24 protein-coding genes are annotated in these 24,584 nt (G+C 67.0%); 11 read left to right on the top strand and 13 right to left on the bottom strand.

The window, feature by feature from the left end:
- Positions 1 to 25 precede the first annotated feature (25 nt).
- The 3 genes from JZ791_RS05210 to JZ791_RS05200 are packed head-to-tail and all read right to left on the bottom strand — an operon-like array spanning position 26 to position 2,635.
- The gene (locus tag JZ791_RS05210) at positions 26 to 1,105 is read right to left on the bottom strand and encodes an NAD(P)H-dependent amine dehydrogenase family protein (protein WP_216893002.1); all 1,080 of its coding nucleotides are present in this window, start codon (positions 1,103 to 1,105) and stop codon (positions 26 to 28) included.
- A 34-nt stretch (positions 1,106 to 1,139) separates the two neighbouring features.
- Complete coding sequence (locus JZ791_RS05205; RefSeq protein WP_216893001.1) at positions 1,140 to 1,937, bottom strand: acyl-CoA thioesterase; 798 nt, start codon at positions 1,935 to 1,937, stop codon at positions 1,140 to 1,142.
- A 44-nt stretch (positions 1,938 to 1,981) separates the two neighbouring features.
- Positions 1,982 to 2,635, bottom strand: a complete 654-nt coding sequence (locus JZ791_RS05200) for a TetR/AcrR family transcriptional regulator (RefSeq protein ID WP_216893000.1) — start codon at positions 2,633 to 2,635, stop codon at positions 1,982 to 1,984.
- 177 nt (positions 2,636 to 2,812) lie between these two features.
- Between JZ791_RS05200 and JZ791_RS05195 the strand changes: the two genes are divergently transcribed.
- The 3 genes from JZ791_RS05195 to JZ791_RS05185 are packed head-to-tail and all read left to right on the top strand — an operon-like array spanning position 2,813 to position 5,765.
- Entirely contained in the window at positions 2,813 to 3,811 is a 999-nt protein-coding gene (locus JZ791_RS05195; protein ID WP_216892999.1) for an acyl-CoA dehydrogenase family protein, read from the top strand.
- Positions 3,795 to 4,970: an acyl-CoA dehydrogenase family protein gene (locus tag JZ791_RS05190; RefSeq protein ID WP_216892998.1), complete on the top strand. Its 1,176-nt coding sequence runs from the start codon at positions 3,795 to 3,797 to the stop codon at positions 4,968 to 4,970. Before JZ791_RS05195 ends, JZ791_RS05190 begins: the two co-directional genes overlap by 17 nt.
- Before the next feature lie 12 nt (positions 4,971 to 4,982).
- Positions 4,983 to 5,765 carry an enoyl-CoA hydratase gene (locus tag JZ791_RS05185; protein ID WP_216892997.1) on the top strand — a complete coding sequence of 261 codons (783 nt, stop codon included), beginning with the start codon at positions 4,983 to 4,985 and terminating at the stop codon, positions 5,763 to 5,765.
- Between the two features lie 96 nt (positions 5,766 to 5,861).
- Here JZ791_RS05185 and JZ791_RS05180 read toward each other — a convergent pair whose 3' ends face one another.
- From JZ791_RS05180 to JZ791_RS05150, 7 genes are all read right to left on the bottom strand, one after another.
- Positions 5,862 to 6,686, bottom strand: a complete 825-nt coding sequence (locus tag JZ791_RS05180) for an acyl-CoA dehydrogenase family protein (RefSeq protein WP_216892996.1) — start codon at positions 6,684 to 6,686, stop codon at positions 5,862 to 5,864.
- On the bottom strand, positions 6,683 to 7,771 hold the full coding sequence (locus JZ791_RS05175) for an acyl-CoA dehydrogenase family protein (RefSeq protein ID WP_216892995.1): 1,089 nt from the start codon (positions 7,769 to 7,771) through the stop codon (positions 6,683 to 6,685). Before JZ791_RS05175 ends, JZ791_RS05180 begins: the two co-directional genes overlap by 4 nt.
- Positions 7,772 to 7,890: 119 nt before the next feature.
- Complete coding sequence (locus tag JZ791_RS05170; RefSeq protein ID WP_216892994.1) at positions 7,891 to 8,310, bottom strand: nuclear transport factor 2 family protein; 420 nt, start codon at positions 8,308 to 8,310, stop codon at positions 7,891 to 7,893.
- Complete coding sequence (locus JZ791_RS05165; RefSeq protein ID WP_216892993.1) at positions 8,297 to 9,514, bottom strand: metal-dependent hydrolase family protein; 1,218 nt, start codon at positions 9,512 to 9,514, stop codon at positions 8,297 to 8,299. Before JZ791_RS05165 ends, JZ791_RS05170 begins: the two co-directional genes overlap by 14 nt.
- Position 9,515: 1 nt before the next feature.
- Positions 9,516 to 9,875: a hypothetical protein gene (locus JZ791_RS05160; RefSeq protein WP_216892992.1), complete on the bottom strand. Its 360-nt coding sequence runs from the start codon at positions 9,873 to 9,875 to the stop codon at positions 9,516 to 9,518.
- Positions 9,859 to 11,127 (bottom strand): aromatic ring-hydroxylating oxygenase subunit alpha, encoded by a 1,269-nt coding sequence (locus JZ791_RS05155; RefSeq protein ID WP_216892991.1) that lies wholly within the window; start codon positions 11,125 to 11,127, stop codon positions 9,859 to 9,861. The genes JZ791_RS05160 and JZ791_RS05155 overlap by 17 nt, the downstream gene beginning before the upstream one ends.
- A 13-nt stretch (positions 11,128 to 11,140) precedes the next feature.
- On the bottom strand, positions 11,141 to 11,680 hold the full coding sequence (locus JZ791_RS05150) for a carboxymuconolactone decarboxylase family protein (protein ID WP_216892990.1): 540 nt from the start codon (positions 11,678 to 11,680) through the stop codon (positions 11,141 to 11,143).
- A 217-nt stretch (positions 11,681 to 11,897) separates the two neighbouring features.
- Here JZ791_RS05150 and JZ791_RS05145 point away from each other — a divergent pair, with 217 nt between their 5' ends.
- The 6 genes from JZ791_RS05145 to JZ791_RS05120 all read left to right on the top strand — a co-directional run bounded on the left by JZ791_RS05145 (position 11,898) and on the right by JZ791_RS05120 (position 18,065).
- Entirely contained in the window at positions 11,898 to 12,206 is a 309-nt protein-coding gene (locus JZ791_RS05145; RefSeq protein ID WP_216892989.1) for a hypothetical protein, read from the top strand.
- 20 nt (positions 12,207 to 12,226) lie between these two features.
- Complete coding sequence (locus JZ791_RS05140; RefSeq protein ID WP_216892988.1) at positions 12,227 to 13,393, top strand: acyl-CoA dehydrogenase family protein; 1,167 nt, start codon at positions 12,227 to 12,229, stop codon at positions 13,391 to 13,393.
- An 11-nt stretch (positions 13,394 to 13,404) separates the two neighbouring features.
- Positions 13,405 to 14,172 carry an SDR family NAD(P)-dependent oxidoreductase gene (locus JZ791_RS05135; RefSeq protein ID WP_216892987.1) on the top strand — a complete coding sequence of 256 codons (768 nt, stop codon included), beginning with the start codon at positions 13,405 to 13,407 and terminating at the stop codon, positions 14,170 to 14,172.
- Positions 14,172 to 15,458 (top strand): CaiB/BaiF CoA transferase family protein, encoded by a 1,287-nt coding sequence (locus JZ791_RS05130; RefSeq protein ID WP_216892986.1) that lies wholly within the window; start codon positions 14,172 to 14,174, stop codon positions 15,456 to 15,458. Before JZ791_RS05135 ends, JZ791_RS05130 begins: the two co-directional genes overlap by 1 nt.
- A 294-nt stretch (positions 15,459 to 15,752) precedes the next feature.
- Positions 15,753 to 16,898, top strand: a complete 1,146-nt coding sequence (locus JZ791_RS05125) for a thiolase family protein (RefSeq protein WP_216892985.1) — start codon at positions 15,753 to 15,755, stop codon at positions 16,896 to 16,898.
- A 12-nt stretch (positions 16,899 to 16,910) separates the two neighbouring features.
- On the top strand, positions 16,911 to 18,065 hold the full coding sequence (locus JZ791_RS05120) for an acyl-CoA dehydrogenase family protein (RefSeq protein WP_216892984.1): 1,155 nt from the start codon (positions 16,911 to 16,913) through the stop codon (positions 18,063 to 18,065).
- Between the two features lie 272 nt (positions 18,066 to 18,337).
- On the opposite strand, the gene JZ791_RS05115 is transcribed toward JZ791_RS05120, so the two are convergent.
- From JZ791_RS05115 to JZ791_RS05105, 3 genes are read right to left on the bottom strand one after another with little or no spacing between them, the layout of a single operon-like run.
- Entirely contained in the window at positions 18,338 to 19,168 is an 831-nt protein-coding gene (locus JZ791_RS05115) for a carbohydrate ABC transporter permease (protein ID WP_216892983.1), read from the bottom strand.
- A gap of 1 nt (position 19,169) precedes the next feature.
- A complete protein-coding gene (locus tag JZ791_RS05110) occupies positions 19,170 to 20,090 on the bottom strand; it encodes a carbohydrate ABC transporter permease (RefSeq protein WP_216892982.1) in 921 nt (306 codons plus the stop codon).
- Positions 20,087 to 21,373, bottom strand: a complete 1,287-nt coding sequence (locus JZ791_RS05105; protein WP_216892981.1) for an extracellular solute-binding protein — start codon at positions 21,371 to 21,373, stop codon at positions 20,087 to 20,089. The genes JZ791_RS05110 and JZ791_RS05105 overlap by 4 nt, the downstream gene beginning before the upstream one ends.
- Positions 21,374 to 21,525: 152 nt before the next feature.
- Between JZ791_RS05105 and JZ791_RS05100 the strand changes: the two genes are divergently transcribed.
- Together JZ791_RS05100 and JZ791_RS05095 are read left to right on the top strand one after the other, a co-directional pair.
- A complete protein-coding gene (locus JZ791_RS05100) occupies positions 21,526 to 22,572 on the top strand; it encodes a LacI family DNA-binding transcriptional regulator (RefSeq protein ID WP_308162782.1) in 1,047 nt (348 codons plus the stop codon).
- Positions 22,569 to 24,584, top strand: a 2,016-nt coding sequence (locus JZ791_RS05095; protein ID WP_216892980.1) for a glycoside hydrolase family 3 protein, incomplete at its 3' end; no start/stop codon positions are given. The genes JZ791_RS05100 and JZ791_RS05095, both read left to right, overlap by 4 nt.

Raw genomic sequence — 24,584 nt, 5'->3', positions numbered from 1 at the left:
GCCTCGTGTGAACGAGCGTCGTGACTCAGGTGAGGTGGGTGATGAGGTGGGGGAGGTCGAGGGAGGTGTGGATGCCGGGTGCGGCGGCGCAGACGGCGGCTACGGCGTTGACGGCTCGGTTGGCGGTGTAGGCGGGGGAGATCTCGGCCATGCGTTCCAGCGGGAACGGCATGCGGAGGGTCACCTCCAGCGGGGCGTCACCGAGAACCGAGATGTGCCAGCCGGTGTCGAGCAGGTCCCAGGCGGGCTCCACGTCGGTGGTGCAGTACCAGTTGGCGCGGAAGCGCAGGAGGGGTTGGCCGTCGACTATGGCCTCGATCGTGGTGCGTTGGGCGGCAACGGTTCCGGGTGCGAGCGTGCCCGCCGCGATCTGCAGCTTGTCGCGGGTGGTGGCGACCTCGCCGTGTGCGCGGATCTCCTCGACCGTGTAGCCGAGGGCCTCGGCGACAAGGCGCAGTGAAGGTCCGAAGGAGCCGGCGAGGAATTCGGCCCGGCGGGCGTCGAAATCGGCGGGTGGATGGCCGAACCCCATGATGTCGAAGAGCATCTCGGGGGAATCACGCCGGGACAGGTCGGCGTATTCGTCGATGGCCAGCCCCTCCAGGCGGCGCTGGATGGAGGCCAGCACCAGCGGCACCGCCTCGGTGATGAAGCCCGGGCTGCTGCCGGTGGCGTGGATCGAGGTGCCGCCGAGTTCGCAGGCGCGGGTGATCTGTTCGCGCAGTGCGGGATCCATACTGGCCGGATGGTGGAACACGCCGCAGGTGGTGACCACGTTCGTGCCCGAGCTCAGCAGCCGGGTCACCACATCCGCGTCGAAGGCGAGCGGCATGTACAGCACGCAGTCGGCGTTCAGGTCAACGATCGCATCGATATCGTTGGTGGCCTTCACCTCACAGGCCGGCAGCCCGCTCAGCTCGCCGGCGTCACGGCCGATCTTCTCGGCGGAATGCGCGTAGAGCCCGCACAATTCGAGGCTGGGATGCTCGAGTATGCCGCGTAGCGCGCGACTGCCGATCGTTCCCGTCGACCACTGGACGACGCGGAGCGGGGATTGTGGTGTCGCATCCGCGGAAGTGCTGTGCGGCAATACGTTTTCACTCATGGTTGACCTACTGTTGTTCGGATGAGACGGCGGTTCACTGTGCGAACCGCACCATTGCTTCTTGGGCATAGGAAGCGACCAGGGTTCCGTCCTCGGTGAGCGCGTCGCCGCGACCGAAGCCGCGCCCGCCCGCGAGGATCGGGCTGTGCTGACGCAGCAGCAGCCACGAGTCGGTACGGAAGGGGCGGTGGAACCAGACGGTGTGGGAGGTGACCGCGGAGTGGAAGGCAGTTCCGTTGCCGCGCTGGCAGACTCCGTCCACAGGGCGCAGAGCGGTGCCGATGAGGTTCAGATCGGTGGCGTAGGCGAGGATCGCGGGAGCCAGGCCGGACGCGATCTCGGGGGTGCGCATCCAGAACTCGAATTCCGGTGGGGCGCAAGCGGTGTCCTCGAGATCGGCGGCGGCGCGGGTCTCCCAGGGCATTATGCTCCAGTCGACCTTGTGCTCGGCGCCCAGTAGCTCCGGAACCGATTGCACGCTTTGGTGCTCGGGTCCGTCCTCGGGCGAGTGCAGTGACACCGACGCCGTGGCGACCACGCCCTTGGACTGCTCGGCCACGATGTGCACGGCGGCGAAGGTGCGGCCCTCGTGCAGGCGGGTGACCCGATAGTCGATCGGCTCGTCGGTCCTGCCCTCGCGCGGGAACAGCGCGTGCACGGATTTGACCGCCTTGTCCGGGCAGGTCCGAGCCGCCGCGCGCAGGAACTGGCCGAGTAACTGGCCGCCGAAGACCCGGTGGTATTCCAACTGCTGGTTGCGGCCGGTGAACGCGGAATCACCGGATTCACGCAGGTCGAAACAGTCGAGAAGGTCGCTCCACAGATCGGGCATACCCCGAGTGTAAGCGACCTTCTCTTAGCTTGAGAATGATATTCTCATTTTTTCGCGAAGCCGTGTGCGCAGAAGGCCCATACCTCGTCCGAACTGATGGGGTGCGCGGTCTCCTCGTCGGTGCCGCCGTTGGACTGCGCGGTGAACATCACCGTCTGCATGACCATGGCCGCCATCCGGCGCGGCGCGACATCTTTGCGCAGCCCGCCGGTCTGCGCCGCCTCCTCCAGCAGCTCGGAGAACAGCGCGAGGACAGGCGCGTGTGCTATCTTGACCTGGGCGGGATGCGAAACCAGCAGCTGCGGAGCGAAATCGGTGAACAGCGGCCGCTGTGCGGTCGGGTCGGGGCGGCACAGCTCGTAGAGCAGTTCCACGGCCACCCGGAGACGCTCGATCGGGTCGGACTGCCCGTCGGCGGCGGCGCGCAGCTGATCGGCGGTGCGCACGAGCGCATCCTCGAACAGGGCCAGCAGCAGCTCATGTTTACCATCGAACTGCAGGTAGAAGCTGCGCAACGACTGCCGTGAGCGGTCTACGACCTCCTGTACGGTGAAGTCGGTAGTGCCCTTCTCGGTAATGATGGCCTGCGCGGCGTCCAGGAAACGCTGCACTCTTTGTTCGGCACGAAGTTTGGCGGTCCGGATGGAACGCTCGACTGCCCGCTGCTTCCAGGCGGGTTCTTCGCTGGGGCTTGTCACGGGCAGACCTGTTCCTTGTTATGTGTGCAGAACATGATTGCACTGTACCGGAGAACATGCTGTTCACCGGCGGCTGGGCGAAGTGTCGCCCACCATATTGGAGACTATTACTTTCGTCTGAAGAGAATGATATTCTCGCTAGACCGTTTACGCTACCCCGTGAGGAGGCAGTACGGGATGCTTTTGGAGTTCGACTCCGATCAGCGGCTCTGGCGCAGCACCGTACGCGAGGTACTCGCCAAGCAGTGCCCGTCCACGCTCGTTCGATCTATCGCCGACAAGGGTGGAGATCCGGAGCCGTTGTGGCGCAGTTATATCGATCTCGGCTGGACCGAGCTCATCGAGCCGGAGGCGGCCATCGAGCTGGCCATCGTGCTCGAAGAGCTGGGCCGCGCAACGGATCCCACGCCCTTTCTGGCGACGATGACCCAATTCGCGCCGCTGGCATCGCGATTCATGGAACCGCCGGAGGCGGGAGCGACGGTGTACGCCGGAGTGTCGGCACGCCGGGAGGCGGGCGGATGGGTGCTGGAGGGTGCGACGCGGCATGTGCTGGAGGCCGATCGCGCGACGCGATTCGCCGTGGTCACCGATGCCGGGGTGTTCGTGGTTCCCGCCGGCGACATCGTGGTGCATCGGGAGCCGGTATTCGATCCGGTGCTGCATATCGGGTCGGTGACGCTGTCCGGTGTGCGTGTGCCCGACGACCATCTCCTGCGTGTCGATCCGGAGCCCGCCCGGCATATCGCGCTGACCGGCCTGGCGCTCACGATGGTGGGGGCGTGCCAGCGTGTCCTGGACCTTGTGCTCGAGCATGTGCGCACCCGGCAGCAGTTCGGCGTGCCGATCGGGACGTTCCAGGCGGTCAAGCACAAGGCCGTCGACATGCACATCGCCATCGAAAGGGCCCGTGCGCTGGCGTATTTCGCGGCGCTGACGATCCGCGAGGACGATCCGCGCCGGCGCTTGGCGGCGTCCATGGCCAAGGCCGCGGCCGGGGAGTGCCAGTCACTGGTGTTCCGGCACGGCATGCAGCTGTCCGGTGCGATGAGCTTCACCTGGGAGAACGACCTGCAATTCGCGCTCAAGCGGGCCAAGTCCGGCGAGCTGCTGCTCGGCGGCGCGGCCGAACATCGGGCGCTGATCGCCGAGGAGTACCGTGCAGCTGAGTTTTGACGCCGACATCGAGGAGTTCCGGGCCGAATTCGCGGCCTTCCTCGATGAGTATCTGCCCGATCCGGCCGTGGCCGCGAAGGATCGGCCGATCTCCAGCGCCGAGGTGCCGCCGTGGGCGCGGGAATGGCAACGCCTGCAATTCGACCACGGCTGGCTGCTGCCCGGGAATCCGCCGGAATTCGGCGGGCGAAACGCCGGAATCCTGCAGCAGTACGTGCATTTGGAGGAGCTGTCACGCCGGCGGATATATCACAGCTTCAATCCGCAGGGACTGGGCATCATCGCGGCCTCGTTGCTGTCCTTCGGCACCGATGAGCAGAAGACCCGTTGGGCACGAAGGATTCTGCGCGCGGAGATCACCGCGGCACTGGGGATGAGCGAGCCCGGGGCGGGGTCGGATCTGGCCGGCCTGCGCACGCGGGCGGTCCTGGACGGCGATCATTTCGTGGTGAACGGGCAGAAGGTATGGACCTCCGGCGCCCACGACGCCGACGTACTGCTCACGTTCGTGCGCACCGATCCGGAGGCGCCCAAGCACAAGGGAATCAGTGTGCTGCTGATCCCCACCGATACCCCGGGTGTGACGCGGCGGCCCTTCGCCTCCATCTGCGGTCCGCACGATCTGGACTTCAACGAGGTGTTCTTCGAGGACGTCCGGGTGCCCGCGGAGAATCTGGTAGGCCCGTTGAACGGCGGCTGGGGTGTGGCCAACGGGTCGCTCGGGCACGAAAGAACCCTGCTGTGGCTGAGTTTCGCGGACCGGCTCCAGGAGCTGGTCGAGGACTTCCGTCCGCATACCGTGCTGGAGCGAGATCGCTACGCCACGCTGGCGATGGACAATCAGGCGCTGCGGCTGCTCGGCTCGGCGGCGCTGGCCCGCGAGGCGCGCGGCGAGCAGGATGTGCCCGCGCTGTCGGTGCTCAAACTCCTGGGCTCCGAGGCGGTTCAGGCCGCAGCCGAGCAGGCCCTGTACTCCTGGGGGTCGGACGGGCTGATCCATCCGGCGATGACCGCGCCGTTCAACCCGTTCAACAACGACAATTTCGTACCCAGCTGGTTCGAGCGCTACGTGCGCAGCTTCGCGGGCACAATCGCGGGCGGCACGTCGGAGATCCAGCGCAACATCATCGCCGAGCGAGTGCTCGGCCTGCCTCGATAGTCAGGAAAGCGCATGTACATCCGATACGAGGTCGCCGACCGGATCGCGACCATCACACTGAACCGGCCCGAGGCGGCGAACGCCCAGAACCACGAGCTGCTGGAGGAGTTGGACGCGGCCTGGATGCGGGCGGCCGACGACGCGGACGTCTCGGTGATCGTGCTGCGGGCCGAGGGTAAGCACTTCTCGGCCGGGCACGACCTCAAGGGCAGCGGCGCGTGGCCCGACAAGATCACCCTCGACATGATCTACAGCGTGGAATCCCGTCGGTACCTGGAGTATTCGCTGCGCTGGCGCAACGTCCCGAAGCCGTCGATCGCCGCGGTGCAGGGCCGGTGCATCTCCGGTGGGCTGCTGCTGTGCTGGCCGTGCGATCTGATCATCGCCGCCGAGGATGCGCTGTTCTCCGACCCGGTGGTGCTGATGGGCATCGGCGGCGTCGAATACCACGGGCACACCTGGGAACTCGGCCCTCGCAAGGCCAAGGAGATCCTGTTCACCGGACGCCCGGTGACCGCCCAGGAAGCCGAGCAGGTGGGCATGGTGAACAAGGTGGTGGCACGCGCGGAGCTGGACACCGAGACTCAGGCGCTGGCCGCCCAGATCGCCCAGATGCCGGCATTCGGTCTGCGCCAGGCGAAACGAGCGGTGAACCAGACCCTGGATGTGCAGGGGTTCTACGCGGCGATCCAGTCGGTGTTCGACATCCATCAGACCGGGCACGGGAACGCGTTGAGCCACACCGGATTGCCGGTGCTGATGCGGTTGGACGAGATGAAGCAGAACCTGCGGTAGGCGGGCGATCCCGCCGGGGTCACATGCTTTCGGCCGGGATCCATCCGATTCGGATGGGTCCCGGCCGAAATGCGTCAGGGGATGGGCACCGGGGGATTACAGCTGTGCCAGACGGGGCGCCGAGCCGAGGTCGCGGATTCGCCGACCCGCCTCGCGGGTGAGTTCGCGCGTGCTGCCGAACAATCCGTCCAGGACGAGCACGCGACGGATATGACCTTGCAGATCGTGTTCGGCGGTGAAGCCGATGCCGCCGAGGGTCTGCTGGCAGTGTTTGGCGGCCAGCAGCGCGGCGCGGCCCGCGGCGGCCTTGGCCAGCAGGGCGCCCAGGTCGTCGTCGGCGAACGTCAGTGTGGCCTCCGCACCTTCCAGCGCCACCAGGGTTTCGGCCAGTTTGTGCCGGATCGCCTGGAAGGAGGCGACCGGACGACCGAATTGCGTGCGATCGAGGGCATGCTGCCGCGCCAGGGACAGCATGGCGTGACCGCTGCCGACCAGCCACCAGGCCAGGGCCCGGCGGGCCGCGGCCGCGGGGCCGGGTTCGGTGGAATGGGAGGCGACCGACTCCCCCGAGCCGGGAACAGCCGGGCGCAGCGGTAGTTCGGGATCGGCCGTCTCGCCGCCGTCGCCGTCACGTCCCCAGATGAGCCATCTGTCGGCGTACGGGATCGGCACCGTGTCACCGATCCGGCGATCGAGGGCGTGCAGGACAACGTCGTTGAGTACGGGAGCGTGCGCGCCGGTCTCGCCGAGCAGCCGGAAGACAAGCGGCACAGCGATATCGGGCATCATGGCGAGCATCTCCGGCCAGCCCAGCTCGGTCAGGGCCGCATCGAGCTCGACACCCGAGGTCGTCGTCATCGTCTTGCGAAGCGTCTCGGTGAGCAGGCTGATCTCGGCCGCGTCGGTGTCGGGCACGCTCATTCCTTCCCCAAGCCCAGCAGCCTGCGGGCGATGATGTTGCGCTGGATCTCGGCGGTTCCGCCGTAGATCGTGGCGGCGCGGGAGAACAGGTATTCGGTGCGCCACTCGCCGGGAGCGAGTTCGATCGCGCCGGGCAGCAGGTCGCGTGCGGTATCGAACAGATGCTGTTCGGCCGTGGCCAGCAGGACCTTGTCCACGGAGGTGTCGGGGCCCAGCGCCTGGCCGGAAGCCAAGCGGCGCTGGGTTTCCCGGGACCGGCAGCGCACGGTGTGCAGGTCGAGGTAGGCCGCGCCCAGTTCGGCGTCGTCACCGATCGTGGTCTGCTCCAGCACCCGGTCCAAACGGGTGAACAGGTAGGCGATGCGATGCCAGAAGCAGGTGGAGCGTTCGTAGGGCAGCAGATCCATGGCCAACTGCCAGCCGTCGCCGGGCTCACCCAGCATGCGGTCGGCCGGAACGACGACGTCGTCGAAGTAGACCTCGGCGAATTCGTCCACGCCGTGCATGGTGCGCAGCGGGCGCACGGTGATGCCGGGGGAGTCCATGTCCACGAAGAAGGCCGTGATGCCGGCGTGCCCGGGGCCGGTGCGGGTCAGCAGGACGCAGCGAGAGGAGTACTGCGCCAGGCTGGTCCATACCTTCTGCCCGGTGACGCGCCAATTGTCGCCGTCCGGAACGGCTTTGGTGCTCAGCGAGGCCAGATCGCTGCCCGAACCGGGTTCGGAGAAGCCCTGGCACCACTGTTCGTCGCCGTTCAGCAGACGCGGCACCATCCGCGCGGCCAGATCACCGCGCGCATAAGAGATCATGGTCGGCGCCAGCACCTCGACCATCGAATACAGGCCCGGCTCGGCCAGATCGCGGGTGGCGACCTCCTCGCCGAGTACCGCGCGCAGCGCGGCGGGCCCGCCGAGACCCCCGATCTCGGCAGGCCAGCCATAACGCATCCAGCCCGCGTCGTACAGGGCACGACGGACGCGGGCCAGCTGCGCGACCTGAGCATCCAGGGAGTGGTCCGGCCCCGGCGACAGATCGTTCTCGTCGAGCCAGGACTGCACTCCGGCCCGGAATTCAGTGATGTCCATATGATTCGCTCATCTCCACCCAACCCCGTCATCCCGGCGTGCTCGTGGCCGGGATCCACCGTGACCCGCAGTGAACCAGGTGGATTCCCGCCACGAATACGCCGGGACGACAGGCGTTCTCACTGACTCTTGGTGCGCTCGAAGGCGTGCGGAATGCCCGAGTCGTGCGTCCCGCTGCGGCGGATGAAGGTCATCCTGCGGGTCTTCAGGCGCCAGCCGTCGGCGGTGCGAACCAGTGCATCGGTGTAGTAGCCGATGCGCATGTCGTGCGCGCTGTGCTCGATGAAGCACAGCGGCTGGGTGCCCGACGCGGTATCGCCGTCGATATCCAGAAGCGGTGTGCCGGTCATGAACAGGCCCTTGGGTGCGGCGTCCACCAGCTCCGGGAACAGGTCCAGGGTGTAGGTGTCGCCGAAGGCGCTGTAGCTGCCGTCGGGGGTGAACACCGAAACGACCATGTCGATGTCGTTCTGGGTCATGCCGACGGCATAGCGGGCCAGCAACTGCTGGATCTCCAGTAGATCGTCATTTCTGGACAAAGACCTTGCCGCCCTTCATCACGAAGCGTACGTCCTGGGTGACGCTCATGTCGTCGACCGGATTGCCGGGGACGCCGATGATGTCGGCGAGCAGTCCGGGTGCGATCCGGCCCCGGTCCTCGGCGTCGATCAGATCGGCGGCGTTGATCGTGGCCGCGCGCAACACGTCCCGCGGATCCAGGCCGCGCGAGACCAGCGCCACCAACTCGTCGGCATTCTTGCCGTGCGGGATCGCCGGCGCGTCGGTGCCGACCGCGATCCGCACGCCCGCCTTGTAGGCGGCCAGGACGGAGCTGCGCGCCTTCGGGAACATCTCGGCCGCTTTGGCTTTGAGCGCCTCGTCGGCGTGCGACAGATCCATGGCATCGGCGAGCCGGGTGGTGGGGACCAGCCAGGTCTTGCGCTCGACCATCAGGTCGATCGTCTTGTCGTCGATGAGGAATCCGTGCTCGATACAGTCGATTCCGCATTCGATGGCGTGCTGGACCGCCTCGGCGCCGTGCGTGTGCGCGGCGACCTTGAGCCCGCGCCGGTGCGCCTCGTCGACGATGGCGCGCAACTCGTCGTCCGAGTAGTGCTGCGCGCCAGGGGATCCGGTGAGCGACATGACCCCGCCGGAGACGCAGATCTTGATCAGCTGGGCGCCGTACTTGATCTGGTACCGCACCGCCTTGCGCACCTCGTCGACGCCGTTGGCGATGCCCTCCTCGAGGGTCAGCTTCAGCACGTCGGGGGCGAACGCGGAGAACATCGTCGGATCCAGATGCCCGCCCAGCGGCGTGATCGCATGACCCGCGGGCACGATGCGCGGTCCGTCGATCCAGCCGCGGTCGATCGCCTTGCCCAGCGCGACATCCAGCAGATAGCCGCCGGTCTTGACGAACAGGCCCAGGTTGCGCACGGTGGTGAACCCGGCCCGCAGCGTACGGCGGGCGTTGCCGACCGCGCGCAGCATCCGCAGGGCCGGATCGTCCGTCACACTCGAGGCCAGACCCGTCTCGCCGCGCCCGCCCATCAGGAGGTTGACCTCCATGTCCATCAGGCCGGGCAGCAGGATCAGGTCACCGAGGTCGAGCACATCGTCGGAATCGCTGACAGTGCCGCCGATTCCGGTGATGCGATCGCCGTCGACGTGCACGATGCCCGGACGGACGACCTCGCCCGTGTCGACGTCGAGCACCCCGGCGGCACGCAGCGTCACCATGTCACACCACCGGCTCGGAGATCACGTCCAGATACGCCGCACCGGAATCGGGTACGCGCGGCTGCTTCCACACCTCGACCGGGAAGGACACCATCACCAGCGATTGCAGCAGGTGGAACAGGTTGCGCTGCTCGTCGGGCAGGTCGTCCCAGTCGTACTTCTCGATGTGATCCAGGGCCTCTTGCAGCCGGGGGAACACCGCCTCGTAGAGGTCCTGCATCTCGCTCATCGGCGAGGCCAGGCGCTTGGTGTAGCGTTCGGGCTCGGTGGCCAGGATCCAGTCCGAGAACCACGCCAGATCGGCGAAATCAGCTGGGAGCGACTTGGTCTCGGTCGCCTGCTGGTCAGTTGGATTTGCCATCGCGGTACTCCTTGATCATGTTCTGGACGGTCACATGCAGGTGGCGCAGCAGGACTTCCTGGTCGTTGAGCGGGAATTCGGTGACGACGCCGGTCTCGAGCATGGTCTGGGTGGCCTCGAGGGTGTTGGCATCCTGCAGCGCGTATTCCTTGAACGTGACACCCGCGAGCTCCCGGGCCAGGCGCTGGCGTGCGTTACGGGACGGGGTGAAGTACAGATTCGCCTCGAACACATGCTTGTTCACGGCGGTCGGCCAGTAGTGATAGGTCAGATACCAGCCGGGAGCCCAGATGAGGATGCCGAAATTCGGGAACACCTCGAATTCGTCGACGCCCCAGGCTCGGTGGCCGGCCGGGTTGACGCCGGACGGCAGCGGATCCAGCCCCTCGATATCGGGGCGGTCCCACGGGCCGAACAGGCCGCTGCGCAGTTCGCGCTCGATCGGCTTGACCATGTTCGGATCCTTCGGCGGGGCCATGCCGCCCCACGAGGAGACCATGGAATGCGGTGTCCAGCACTCGTAGTGCAGCGCCTCGAACCCGACGTCGAGCAGCTTGTCGGCCTCGTCCTTGACCGCCTGCTTCATGTGCAGCACGGGCGCGTGATAGAACTCGGCGAACGCGTCGATGAACAGCTTCCAGTTCGCGCCGATCTCGGCGCGGTAGCTGTACACCTCGGTCATCTCGTGGAAGGGATAGCCCTCCAAGCCCTTTGCCCACGCGCCGAGATACTCCTCGAGCGGCTGGGCGTTGTCGTCGAGGTTCACGAAGATGAACCCCTCCCACACCTCGCAGCGCACCGACTTGAGCCCGAACTGGCTCTTGTCGATGCCGAAGAACTCCTTCTCCTGCTGCACGAAGGTGGCTTCGCCCTCGAGGGTGTAGCGCCAGGCGTGGTACTTGCAGGTGAACTGGCGGCAGATGCCCGCGGTCTCCTCGCCCGGGTAGTCGTCCCACACGAGCTTGTTGCCGCGGTGGCGGCAGATGTTGTAATAAGCGCGGATTCGCTGATCGTGATCCTTGACCAGGATCAGCGAGGCGTTCACGGCCGCGATCTCGCGGGTGAAGTAGCTGCCCACGCGCGGAAGCCGTTCGACCCGGCCGACATTGAGCCAGCTCTTCTTGAAGATGGCCTCCTGTTCGTCGGCGTAGAAGGCCGGATCGGTGGAGTCGGTGAAATCGACCACCTCGGTACCGAGTTCGGGGTAGTTCTCGGTCCAGCTCCCGGCGGCCGGTTTGGTGAAGTGCGGCAAGGGGTTTCCCTTCTCAGTGATTCGGATCGAGGTCGTCGGGCGTGACACCGAAGGTGTTCAAGGCCATGGCCAGCATCGTGTAGCCGCCGATCGTGAAAACCAGGTCCATGCACTGTCGTTCGTCGAGCCATTCGGACAGCGCGTTCCAGGTCTGGTCGGACAGTTCGGAGGTCTCGTCGAGTTCGTCGACCGCGGCCAGGATCAGGCGGTCGAACTCGGTGGCCGCCTGGCCTGTGGCGACCCCCTCGATGTCGGCCTCCGTCAGCCCGGCTTCCTGGCCGAATTTCGTGTGGTGGACCCATTCGTAGGCGCAGTGACGGCGGTGGGCTGTGCGCAGCACCGCGAGTTCACGTACCCGGGGTGGGAGGGTCGAACGAAACAGCAGGTAGACGCTGAAGCCGAGGTATGCCTCGGTCAGGTCGGGATGGCGGGCCATGGGGGCCATGGCCGGTCCGGCGCCGTCGGGATTGCGCCGCGCGCGCGGCAGCAGGGCGCGGAACGCCTCGCGGGTGCGATCGTCCCATTGGTCTGCTGGCAACGGGGGTAGGCGCACCGGCACCTCCTCTCAGGAGAATGTCATTCTCAATTCTGCTCACTACATTTCCATGTCGTTGTCGGTTAGTCAACGGGGGCACTGCGACGGGCCGTCGGCGGCCCGTGTGTCGCGCCGTGAGCGGAGCGGGAGAGGGGAGGGTAGAGGTTGATTCTCGGTTTATGAGAAGATAGTTTCCATTCAAGGGTGATCACACCGCTGGAAAGGACGTTCTACTATGACGGCATTGTCGCTTCGCCCCGGCGAGCAGCTGGCCAGCACGGTGTGCTCGACTCGGGTGGTCGTGGTCAAGGCCCCGCCTGGCCCGCTGGACATCGCCTGCGGCGGCGCTCCGATGGCGCCCGCGGCGACGGTCGCACCGGTGAAACCCGCCGGCGGCGATCAGGCGACGCTACTGGGTAAGCGGTACGTCGACGCCGAGGAGACCGTCGAGCTGCTGTGCACCAGTGCCGGCGCCGGGGAGCTGACCTGCGGCGGGGTTGCCATGACTGTCAAGGCCGCCAAGGCGTTGCCCGCATCGGACTGACGGGAAGCAGGTCTGTACCCATGGATTTCGAGCTGACCGAGGACCAGCAGCTGATCCGCCGCTCGGTCGCGGACCTCTGCCGCAAATTCGACGACCAGTACTGGATGCGCAAGGACCAGGCGCACGAGTTTCCCACCGAGTTCTACGAGGCCATCGCCTCGGGCGGTTGGCTGGGCATCACCATTCCCGAGGAGTACGGCGGGCACGGCCTCGGCATCACCGAGGCCACGCTGCTGGCCGAGGAGGTGTCGCGGTCCGGTGGCGGCATGAACGCCGCCACCTCCATCCACCTGTCGATCTTCGGCATGCAGCCGGTCGTCATGCACGGCTCCGACGAGCTCAAGCGGCGCACGCTGCCCCGCGTGGCGAGCGGTGACCTGCACGTCTGCTTCGGGGTGACCGAACCGGGCGCGGGCCTGGACACCACTCGCATCACCACCTTCGCCCGGCGCGACGGCGACCACTACGTGGTCAACGGCCGCAAGGTGTGGATCTCCAAGGCGCTGGAGTCCGAGAAGATCCTGCTGCTCACGCGCACCACGCGATACGACGAGGTCGACAAGAAGACCGACGGGATGACCCTGTTCCTCACCGACCTGGACCGCGCGCACGTCGACATCCGGCCGATCACCAAGATGGGCCGCAACGCCGTCAGCTCCAACGAGGTGTTCATCGACGGATTGCGCATCCCCGTGGAGGATCGAGTCGGCGAGGAGGGCAAGGGATTCCGGTATCTGCTGGATGGGCTGAATCCCGAGCGCATGCTGATCGCGGCCGAGGCACTGGGTTTGGGCCGGGTGTCGCTGGACCGGGCGGTGAAGTACGGCAACGAACGCGTGGTGTTCGACCGTCCGATCGGCATGAACCAGGGCATCCAGTTCCCGCTGGCGGATTCGCTGGCCCACCTCGACGCGGCGGAACTGGTACTGCGCAAGGCGACCTGGCTGTTCGACAACGGGAAGCCCTGCGGCCGCGAGGCCAACACCGCCAAATACCTGTGTGCCGACGCCGGATTCACCGCGGCGGACCGGGCGATGCAGACCCACGGCGGCATGGGATACGCCGAGGAATACAGCATCTCGCGCTACTTCCGTGAGGCTCGGGTGATGCGGATCGCGCCTATCAGCCAGGAGATGATCCTGAACTATCTGGGCTCCCACGTCCTGGGTCTGCCTCGCAGCTACTGAAGGAAAGTCATATGCCAAGCAGGAACGGCCTTTTCGATCTGACCGGCCGCACGGCGATGGTCACCGGCGCGGCCGGTGGCATCGGTTCGGCGGTGGCGCAGGCGCTGGCGCGACAGGGGGCGGCGGTGCTGGTCACCGACGTCGACGGCAATGCGGCGAGGGCCGTCGCGGAGAAGATCACCGGAGACGGCGGTACCGCGGCGGGATTCGCGCTGGACGTGTCGGACCGTGCGGCGGCGGACGCCGCGACCGCTGCCGCGGCCGAATTGGGCGGCGGCACATTGCACATCGTGGTCAACAACGCCGGCGTGACCGACCCGCACATGTTCGCCGACACCTCCGCCGACTCGATGCGGCGGCTGTTCGAGGTCCATACCCTCGGGACGTTCAACTGCACCCAGGCGGCACTGGCCCATCTGCCGAACGATGGCACCGGGCGCATCATCAATGTCACCTCCTCGGCCGGCATCGTCGGAACCATCGGCCAGGTGAACTATTCGGCGGCCAAGTCGGCCATCATCGGGCTCACCAAGTCCCTGGCCCGGGAACTCGCGCGCAAGCAGATCACCGTGAACGCACTGGCCCCGCTGGCCGCGACCCCCATGACCGAGACGATCCGCACCGACGAGCGGTTCGCACCGCAGATGATCAATCGGATCCCGTTGCGGCGCTGGGCCGAACCCGACGAGGTCGCGGGCGCGTTCGTCTTCCTGGCCACCGACGCGGCGTCCTTCGTGACCGGACAGGTGCTGCCGGTCGACGGCGGCATGGTGATGTGATGTCGGCGATCGGACCGCGCACGGGCAGCGCCCCGCTGTCGGGTGTGCTGGTCGTATCGCTGGAACAGGCGGTGTCCGCGCCGATGTGCACGCGGACGCTGGCCGACTTCGGCGCCCGGGTGATCAAGGTGGAGAATCCCGACGGCGGCGACTTCGCCCGGCACTACGACGAGGTCGTGAATGGGCAGGCCGCGCACTTCGTCTGGGTCAACCGGGGTAAGGAGTCGGTGACTCTGGACGTGAAAAGCACTGCGGGCCTGGAGGTGCTGCATCGGTTGCTGGCACGCGCCGACGTGCTGGTGTCGAATCTGGCGCCCGGCGCGACCGCGCGGCTGGGTATCGCGCCCGCGGATCTCGCTGTGGCGCATCCACATCTGATCGCCCTGGAGATCGACGGTTTCGGCCCGGGCGGGCCGTTGTCGCACAAGCGCGCCTACGACCTGCTGGTGCAGGCGGAGTCGGGGGTCTGCGCGGTGACCGGGGAGGCCGGCGCCCCCGCGAAACCGGGACCGCCGATGGCCGATGTGACGACGGGATTGCATGCGGCGCTGTCGATCCTGGCCACGCTGTGCGGACGACTGCGCAACGGACCGGGACCGGGCGCGAGCATCGCGGTGAGCCTGTTCGACACCATGGCCGACATGATGGGTTACCACCTCGGCCACGCCCGGCACGCCGGTGTGAACCTGCAGCCCCTGGGCATGAGTTCACCGGCCGTCGCCCCCTACGGCGGCTATCGGACCGCCGATGAGCAGACCGTCGTGCTGGGCACCACGAACGACAAGGAATGGCAGCGGCTGGCCCGCGACATCCTGAACCGGCCCGATCTGGCCGACGACGAGCGCCTGCGCACCAATCCGGGCCGCTGCGAGCATCGAGAGCTGCTCGAGGAGGCCATCGGGTCCTGGTGTGCACGACACGATCTGGCGGAAATCCAGCGCGTGGCCGACGCTGCGGGGATCGGGAACTCCCGCTACAACACGCCCACCGACGTCGTCGCCCACCCGCAGCTGGCGGCGCGCGACCGATGGCGCGCCATCGAAACCCCTGGCGGCCCGGTCCCATCTCTACTGCCGCCCGCCGTGATCGACGGCTACGACCCGCCGATGGGGGCGGTGCCCGGCCTGGGGGAGCACACCGATGCGGTGCTGTCGGAATTGGGTTACGGGGCAAGCGATATCGAGCAGTTCCGGGCGGACGGTGCGGTCGGACCGGCCTATGCGCGTACGGCACCGGTGCAGGGTGCCGGCGTCGCGTCGTCCGGCCCGGATGCGGTCGTGCCGTGATCTGGTCGGTGCGCTGTTTTTCCGCCGTGCGGCCCAGGAGGCTGACCTCGCGTCGGTGCGGCGTGGGATGCAGGTCCACCGGCACGTCATACCAGTGTGCGGTACGTGGACCTCGCCCGGCGTCGCGGCATGTCTCACCTGTCGTCCCACCCTCTCTCACCTGTCATCGCGGTGTGCGTGCGGGCGGGGCCCATGGTGACTCGCTGCGCAGCGGGGTTCCGGCCGAAATCATGCCGGGACGACCGAGGTGTAGTGGAGACGCTGGAATGACGAGTAGCGAACAGGAGCGGTGCGATGCGTGAGGTAGTGATCGCGGGCGCGGTGCGGACCGCCGTTGGCAAGCGGAACGGGGGTCTGTCCGGTGTGCATTCCGCGGATTTGTCCGCTGTGGTGCTGGGCGCGCTGGTCGACCGGACCGGGCTCGACCCCGAGGTCGTGGACGATGTGATCTGGGGTTGCGTATCCCAGGTCGGCGACCAGTCGAGCAATATCGGCCGCTACGCGGTGCTGGCGGCGGGTTGGCCGGAGACGATTCCGGGCACCACGGTGAACCGGGCGTGCGGATCCAGCCAGCAGGCACTGGATTTCGCCGCGCAGGCGGTGGGCTCCGGGCAGCAGGATCTGGTGGTGGCCGGCGGGGTCGAGGTGATGAGCCGGGTGCCGCTGGGGACCGCGCGCGCGACGGGGCAGCCGTACGGGCCCAAAGTGCTTGCCCGCTACGAGGATTTCTCGTTCAATCAGGGCATCTCGGCCGAATTGATCGCGCAGAAATGGGGTTTCGGCCGCACACAGGTGGACGAGTTCTCCGCACGCTCGCACGAGCGGGCCGCCGCGGCGCAGGATCGCGGTGCGTTCACCGAGCAGATCGTGCCGGTGTCCACCGATTCCGGCAGCGTGCAGGCCGACGAGGGCATCCGCCGTGGTACGTCGGTCGAGAAACTGGCCGGGCTGAAGCCCGCCTTCCAGGATGACGGCGTGATCCACGCCGGGAACTCCTCGCAGATCTCCGACGGCGCGGCCGCGCTGGTGGTGACCACCGCCGACAAGGCCCGTGAGCTGGGACTGACGCCGCTGGTGCGGTACCGTGCCGGCGCGGTGACCGGCGCGGATCCGGTGCTGATGCTCACCGGCCCGATCCCCGCGACGGCAAAGGTGTTGCGCAAGGCCGGAATCGGGCTGCCGGACATCGGCGTGTTCGAGGTGAACGAGGCGTTCGCGCCGGTGCCGCTGGCCTGGCAGGCCGAGACCGGCGCCGACCCGGAGCTGGTGAACCCGCTCGGCGGGGCCATCGCACTCGGCCATCCGCTCGGCGCGTCGGGAGCGGTGCTGATGACCCGGATGATTCACCACATGCGCGAGCAGGGCATCCGCTACGGCCTGCAGACCATGTGTGAGGGCGGCGGCACCGCCAACGCCACTGTCGTAGAACTGTTCTCGTAGGAGGAGGGCGCGATGCGTCGCGATGTGTACACCGCCGATCACGAGGCGTTCCGTGAGCTGGCTCGCGGTTTCATCGCCAAGGAGGTGGTTCCGCACTACGCCGACTGGGAACACGACGGGCGCATACCGCGCGAGACATTCGCGCGGATGGGCGAATTGGGGCTGCTCGGGACCGCGATCCCGGAGGAGTACGGCGGCGGGGGAGTGCGCGACTACCGGTACAACGCGGTATTGCAGGAGGAGGCATACCGCGCACTGGTCACCCTGGGCACGGTCCGGACCCAGATCGACGTCATCCTGCCGTACTTCCTCGAGTACGCGAACGACGAACAGCGCGGGCGCTGGTTCCCCGGGCTGGCAGGCGGCACGCTGCTCACCGCGATCGCCATGACCGAACCCGGCACCGGCTCCGACCTCGCCGGCATCCGCACGACCGCGGTCCGCGACGGCGACGAGTACATCATCAACGGCGCGAAGACCTTCATCACCGGCGGCCTGCTGGCCGATCTGGTGATCGTCGTCGCCCGCACCGGCACCGATCCGGACAACCGGCGAAAAGGCCTGAGCCTCATCGTGGTCGAGCACGGCACTCCCGGTTTCACCAAGGGCCGGGTACTGGACAAGCTCGGCTGCAAGGTTCAGGACACGGTGGAACTGGCCTTCACCGACGTGCGAGTCCCGGTGACCAACCGATTGGGCCAGGAGGGAGAGGCTTTCAGCTACCTCGGCCACAACCTGGCCCAGGAACGCATCACCGTCGCGGTGGGCTCGGTAGCCCAGGCCCACTCGGCGATCGCTGCCACGGTCGAATACGTGAAGGGCCGCAAGGCCTTCGGCCGCCCGGTAGCCGACTTCCAGAACACCAAATTCGAACTCGCCGCCATGTCCGCCGAAGTAGAAGCCGCCCAGACGATGATCGACCGCGCTGTCCTCGACTTGGTCGACAGCGAACTATCCGCGCCCGACGCGGCCCGGGTAAAACTCTTCTGCACCGAAACCCAAGCCAGAGTGGTAGACCGCTGCCTCCAACTCTTCGGCGGCTACGGCTACATGCTCGAATACCCCATAGCCCGCCTCTACGCCGACGCCCGCGTAGCCCGCATCTACGCCGGAACCAGCGAGGTCATGAAGACGATCATCGCCAAAAGCCTCGGCCTGAACGGGTAGCCGCGACACGGGCCGACTCGTCTAGGGTCGTCGTCGATACCTCGGCCTGGTCGAGCCGTCAGTGTCTGATGGCTCCTACGGCACGCGAACTACGCGCTATCGGGGTCGGGGCTGACCGGCTGGTCGAGTGGTCAGTGTGTGATAGCCACTACGGCACGCGAACCACGCGCTATCAGGGTCGGGGCTGACCGGTCCTGAAGAGCGCTTGGCGTGTGGTCGCTGGAGATAGGCCGTCTTCGAAGGGACGGGCTCGGCCTGACCGGGTGGCCGGGCTACCGGCCGAAGCCGGCGGTGAGTCCGGCTACGAGGTAGCGGCGGCCGAGGATGTACAGGGCGAGCATGGGAAGGGCCGAGAGGACGACGGCGGCCAGGACCGCGGGGATGTTGACGCGGAACTGGCCCTGGAATGCCCAGAGGGCCATGGGGAGGACGCGTTCGGTTGGGCTCTGGGTGAGGATCAGGGGGAACAGGAAGCCGTTCCAGACGGTGAGACCGTCGTAGACGGCGACGGTTACCACGGCGGGGCGGACGAGGGGGAGGACCAGGCTCCACAGGATTCGCCAGTGGCCGGCGCCGTCTACTCGCATCGACTCGAACAGTTCGCTGGGGACGTCGCGGAGGAAGTTGGCCAGGATCACCACTGTCAGGGGGATCGCGAATGCCGCCGAGGGCAGGATGATCGCAAGTAGCGTGTCGTAGAGATGGATTCGGGTGATCAGGTAATAGATCGGGATTATGGTGGCCTGCAACGGTATTGCCAGGCCCAGGAGGAAGGCGCGGTAGGCGGCGCCGGCGAATCTCGTGTGGCTGCGCACCACGAAGTATGCCGCCATCAGTGAGACCGCGACCGTGATCGCCACCGTTCCGGCCGTCACCACGATGCTGTTGCCCAGGTAGCGTGGAAAATCGTTCTGGAGCACCAGGGCGTAGTTGTGCAGGGTCGGATGGGCCGGAATCGACAGGGGATTGGCGTCGTAGAAGCCGCGTTGTTCGCGCAGGCTGGTCACGACGATGTAGTACACCGGAACCAGCACGATCACGAGCCAGACGAACCCGCCGAGGCCCGCGGGAACATTGCTGTCCCGCACAGCTTTCAGGCTCATCTCACGCACCGTCCAACTGGCTGCCGCGCGAGAACCTGGCCAGCCGCGCCAGGCTCAGGGAGAGCGCCAATCCCGCCGCCACGAGCAGCACCGCCACGGTGCTCGCGCGACCCATATCGTTGTTGGAGAAACCCTGAAGGTACATGTCCAGGGCCAGGATTCGGGTCGCGTTGCCCGGTCCGCCGTTGGTCAGCACGAATACCAGGTCGAAATAGGTCAGCGACCCCACCAGCATGAGCGTGGACGAGGTCAGGATCGTGTAGCGCAGCTGTGGCAGGGTGATGTGCTGGAACTGCCGCACGCGCCCGGCGCCGTCCAACCGCGCGGCCTCGTAGAGCTGCGCCGGAATCTGGCGTACCCCGGCCTGATACAGCAGCGTGTGGAACGGCACGAACTGCCAGCCGATCACGAAGATCACCACGTACAGCGCCAGATGTGGATTGCCGAGCCAGTCCTGGGCCAGCGCCGGCAGCCCGAAGGCCCGGCTCATGCCGAAATTCGGATCCAGCAGCGCCTTGAACGCGATCGCGATGGCCGCCGAGGACAGCAGCAGCGGAACGAAATACAGCACGCCGAGCAGCGCCCGATATCTGCCGCGGCCGGCGACGAGCACCCCGAGCAACAGCGACACCGGTGTCTGGAACAGCCAGCTCAGTACCATCACCTGGACCGACAGCCAGATGGCGTGATAGGTGACCGGATCGCTCAGTGCCACGGTCCAATTCGTCATCCCGGTCCAGCCGGGTGAGGCGACCCCGTCCCAGCGCATCAGGCTCAGCACGGCGACCCCGGCCATCGGCAGCAGGGCGAACAGGGCGAACAACGTCAGCGCGGGGACCGCCATGAGCGGATGCGGTCCGGTGCGGCGGCCCCGGACCTCCCCAATTGCGGCGCGCCGCGCGGGAATGAGCGTGGCCGTCACTTGCCGATGGTCGCATTCATGGTGGAGGAGAACTGTTCCGGCGAGATCTGCTTGCCGAACAGCTGATCCAGGGCGGTCAGCAACGCGTCCGACTGGCCGGGGGACAGCGCCTGATCCCAGGACAGCTGGAAGTTCGGCGCGTTGCGGGCCAGGCCGTAGACGAACGAGAGATACTGCGGATCTTGGGTTTTCGCCAGTTTCGCGTCGATGCCGGCGATCGGCGGCACCGAACCGCCCGAGAGTAATTGGTCGACGTAGGCGTCGTTCATCACGCCGTTGCGCAGGTACTTCACCGCGGCATCTTTCTGGGTCGCGCTGGCGCTCGCCGAGATCGACCAGAAGTTGGCGGGATTGCCGACCACGTCGGACGCATCACCGGCGCCGCCGGATACCGCCGGGAACGTGGTGTATCCCAATGTCGTCGCGGCGAAGTCCGGCTCGGCCTGTTTGATGGTCGGGTAGGCCCACGAGCCCATCAGATACATCGCGGCCTTACCGGTGTAGAGCAGGGCGGTGTCGGCATTGGAGTCGGTGGCGATCGAATCGAAGCCCTTGACGAACCCGCCGGCGTCCACGAGTTGCTGGATCATCCGATTCGCCTGTAGCACCGCCGGATTCGACCACGCGCCTGGCTGGTTGGCGGCGATCGCATCGAATACCCTGGGGCCGCCGAGGCGATCGACGAGGTACTCCTCCCACATCAGCTGCGGCCACTTGCTCTGCCCGCCGATCGACAGCGGGGCGACGCCGGCCTGGTTGAACCGCGGCACGAGCGCCATCAGATCGTCCCAGGTCTTCGGCGGTTGCGCGCCGATCTTCGTGAACAGGTCCTTGTCGTAGAACAGCATGACCGGCTGCATGCTGTTGTTCGGCACCGCGTAGGTCTTGCCGTCGATGGCGCCGGTCTTGGCCACCGAGGGGAGGAACCGGCCGGTGAGGGCGGGGTCCTGCTGTACCTGCGGGGTCAGGTCCATGATCTTGCCGGCGTCCACCCAGGTCTTAAGCGTGCCCGCCGCGCCCCAGCTGAAGATGAGCGTCGGCGCGGAACCCGCGCCGATCGCGGAGCGGATCTTCTGTTTGTACGCGTCGTTGCCGAAGAACTGTCCGTCGATGTTCTGGCTGCTGAACGAACTGCGGAACACCTGTTCGTCACCGCCGGTCAGGGCCCAGGCGGTGGTCCGGGATCCGGGACCCGACGAGCCACAGGCCGCGACGAGGGTGAGCAGGGTGGCAACGGCGGCCGCACGCCATGTGCGCCGGGCCGGACGAGTGAGGAGGGCCATGGTGTCACTTCCCCAGTGAAGTTCGAAAACTTTCGAAAAGTATTGAGCTGTTGCAGGGAAGATAGGCTCGTCACGAAACCCAGTCAAGGGCTACATTTCTGGTAAATCCAGAGGTAAAGTCCGTCGAAAATTTGCGATTCGAATGGAGTGCAGTGACCGAAACTCCGAGCGGTCAGGTGACTCTGGCGATGGTGGCCGAGGTAGCCGGGGTATCGCTGGCGACGGTGAGCAAGGTCGTCAACGGCCGCGACGATGTCGCCCGTGCTACCCGGACGCGGGTCGAGGGCGTGCTTCAGGAGTACGGGTACGTGCCGCAGCGCGGGCGCCGACTGGCCGGGGTCGCCCGGGTGATCGACGCGGTATTCGATTGTCTGGACAGTCCTTACGAGCTCGAGGTGTTGCGCGGGGTGACGGAGGCCGCGGGCGAATCGGCCGTCGACGTCGTCGTGGGGCGCACCCACGACTCGGATCGCCGTGGTCCGCTGGCGCCGGAAGACCAATGGGCACAACGCCTGAAGAGCAACGGACGCGTGGGCCTGATCGTGGTCACCACGGAACTGTCGCTGGCGCAGATCGAGGCGTTCGAGCGGGCCGGGCTGTCGCTGGTGGTCATCGATCCGCTGAATCCGCCGCGCGTCGAGGTCGCCAGCGTGGGCGCGACCAACTGGGCCGGTGGGGTAGCCGCTGCCGAACACCTGCTGGGGCTGGGGCATCGACGCATCGGATTCGTCGGCGGCCCACCGCAATCCGCGCCCGGTATGGCCCGCCTGCATGGCTATCGGGCCGCGCTGGAGCGGGCCGGGGTCGCCTACGATCCGGGACTTGTGCTGCACGCCGGGGTGTTCGGTCATGCGGAGGGCGTCGAGATGGGCGGTCGGCTCCTGGGCGAGCAGGATCCGCCCACGGCGATCTTCGGCGCGAGCGATGTGACCGCGCTGGGTGTCGTGGAGGCCGCGCGTCGTCGCGGGCTGCGCGTCCCGGACGACCTGAGCGTCATCGGATTCGACGACACGGTCATGGCGCGCCTGTCCACTCCGGCGCTGACCGTGATCCGCCAGCCCCTGCACGATATGGGCCGGGTCGCGCTGCGCACTCTGCTGAAGCTGATCGATGGTGCGCCACTGGATTCCCATCACGTCGAGCTCGCGACGAATCTCGTCGTCCGCGACTCCACCGGCCCCCTGGAAGGGACACGATGAGCGAGCGCCGAGACGACGCGGGCGTGTGCCTTTGGCACGATGAGACTCTCCCGCCCGAGGAGCGTGCGCGTGCGCTGCTGTCGCAGATGACGTTGGCGGAGAAGCTGGCTCAGCTCGGCAGCGCCTGGCCCGGTAACGAGGAGATCAGCGGCAACGTCGCACCGATGCAGGACGTGTTCACCGCTTCGAGCGCGTTCGAGCATGCTGTGCGCGAGGGGATCGGTCATCTCACAAGGGTTTTCGGTACGAAGCCGATCAGTGTCGTCGACGGCGTGACCCGGTTGATCGAGTTGCAGCGGCAGATCGTCGAGGGGACCAGGCTGGGCATTCCGGCGATCGTGCACGAGGAGTGCCTGACCGGGTTCACCACCCTCGGCGCGACCGTGTATCCCACCGCGCTGGCGTGGGCCGCCACCTTCGATCCGGCGCTGGTCGAGCGCATGGCCGCGGCGATCGGATCGGATATGCACGCGGTGGGCGTGCATCAGGGACTGTCACCCGTATTGGATGTGGTGCGCGACTACCGATGGGGCCGGGTGGAGGAGACCCTCGGCGAAGATCCCTATCTGGTAGGCATTCTCGGCACGGCCTACGTGCGCGGCCTGCAGGGCGAGGGCGTGATGGCGACGCTGAAACATTTCGCCGGATATTCCGCTTCGCGGGCCGCGCGCAACCACGCGCCGGTCTCGATCGGGCCGCGTGAGCTGCGCGACGTCATCCTGCCGCCGTTCGAGACGGCCGTGCGCGAGGGCGGGGCACGGTCGGTGATGAACGCCTACGTCGACCTGGACGGGGTTCCAGCGGCGGCGAATACGGCACTGCTGACCGGAATACTGCGCCAGGAGTGGGGTTTCGACGGTGTGGTCGTCTCGGACTATTGGGCCATCGCATTTCTGGACACGATGCACCGGGTGGCCGAGAGCCCCGGCGCCGCGGGCGCACTGGCGCTACGAGCCGGAATCGACGTCGAACTCCCCGACACCCTCTGCTACGGCGAGGAATTGGCCGAATCGGTCCGCGCCGGTGAGGTTTCCGAGGAGTTGATCGATCGCGCCGCCCTGCGACTACTGCGGCAGAAGGCGGAACTCGGCCTGCTGGATGCGAACTGGACTCCCCGCGCGGTCCCGGTCGACCTGGACTCGTCACGCAACCGTGCCATTGCCCGAGACCTCGCCGAGCGCTCGATCATCCTGCTGGCCAACGACGGTTCCCTGCCCCTCGCGGCGTACACGATCGCCGTGGTCGGCCCGTGTGCCGACGATCCGCTGGCCCTGATGGGTTGCTACTCGTTCCCCAACCACGTCCTCGCACGCCATCCCGAACACGGCATCGGGATCACCGTCCCGTCCATCGCCGAAGGCCTGCGCGAGGAATTCCCCGCGGCCGAGATCGTGCTGCGCCCCGGTTGCCCGATCCGCGAGCACGATCGCTCGGGCTTCGCCGAAGCCGTTGCGGCAGCCCGGGAATCGGATGTCTGCATCGCGGTCGTGGGTGACCGGGCCGGCCTGTTCGGATACGGAACCTCCGGCGAGGGTTGCGACGCCGAGGACCTGAATCTGCCCGGCGTACAAGCGGATCTGGTCGAAGCCCTGCTCGACACCGGAACCCCGCTAATACTCGTCGTAGTCTCCGGCCGCCCCTACGCCCTGGGCCGCTTCACCGCATCCGCCGCGATGATCCAGGCCTTCATGGCGGGCGAGGAGGGCGCCGCCGCCCTGGCGGGCATCCTGTCCGGCCGAATCAACCCGTCCGGCCACCTCCCGGTCCAAATCCCCCGCACCCCAGGCCAGACGACCACCTACCTGCAACCTCCGCTGGGCCGCGACAGCAAGGGCATCAGCAACCTCGACCCGACCCCGCTGTACCCCTTCGGCCACGGCCTGTCCTACACCACATTCGAATACTCCGACCTGACCCTGAGCACCACCACGCTGCCCACCGACGGCTCGATGGACATCACGGTCACCGTCCACAACACCGGCCCCCGCCCCGGCGAAGAGGTAGTCCAGCTC

The sequence above is a fragment of the Nocardia alni genome (assembly GCF_019038435.1).
Lineage (GTDB): Bacteria > Actinomycetota > Actinomycetes > Mycobacteriales > Mycobacteriaceae > Nocardia > Nocardia alni.
Note: the sequence above shows the minus strand (reverse complement) of the source record. Positions and strands in the feature narration are given on the sequence as shown.